This window comes from Micromonospora sp. NRRL B-16802 (assembly GCF_001279555.1).
Classification (GTDB): Bacteria; Actinomycetota; Actinomycetes; order Mycobacteriales; family Micromonosporaceae; genus Micromonospora; species Micromonospora profundi.
The window spans coordinates 1-303 of record NZ_LGEB01000029.1 but is presented as its reverse complement, the minus strand read 5'-3'; the positions used below and the strand labels follow the sequence as shown (position 1 = coordinate 303).

Sequence of the window (303 nt, the reverse complement as noted above, 5' to 3'; positions counted from 1 at the left end):
CGCCCGGAGCGTCGGTGAGTTTCGGCTTCAACGGCAAGCACAGCGGCAGCAACCCGAAGCCGACGGCCTTCACCGTCAACAAAACCGCCTGCACCATCGCCTGACTCAACGGCGCCGCGGGGGCCGGTGTCGCTTCCAGCCAAGCCGCGGCGGAGAATGGCCCCAAACTTGTCGAAGAATTGCCTAAACGGCCAGCACCATCGCCTGACTCAACTCCGCGAAGGGGACGGCGTCGGGCACCAAGAAGGCCACGCGCAGTACGAAGAACAGAATTGCCAAACTTATCTCCAACCACGCGTGGCG

1 protein-coding gene is annotated in these 303 nt (G+C 63.4%); it reads left to right on the top strand.

The window, feature by feature from the left end:
• Positions 1-14 precede the first annotated feature (14 nt).
• A complete protein-coding gene (locus ADK66_RS32660; protein WP_231639915.1) occupies positions 15-104 on the top strand; it encodes a cellulose-binding domain-containing protein in 90 nt (29 codons plus the stop codon).
• Positions 105-303: the final 199 nt, after the last annotated feature.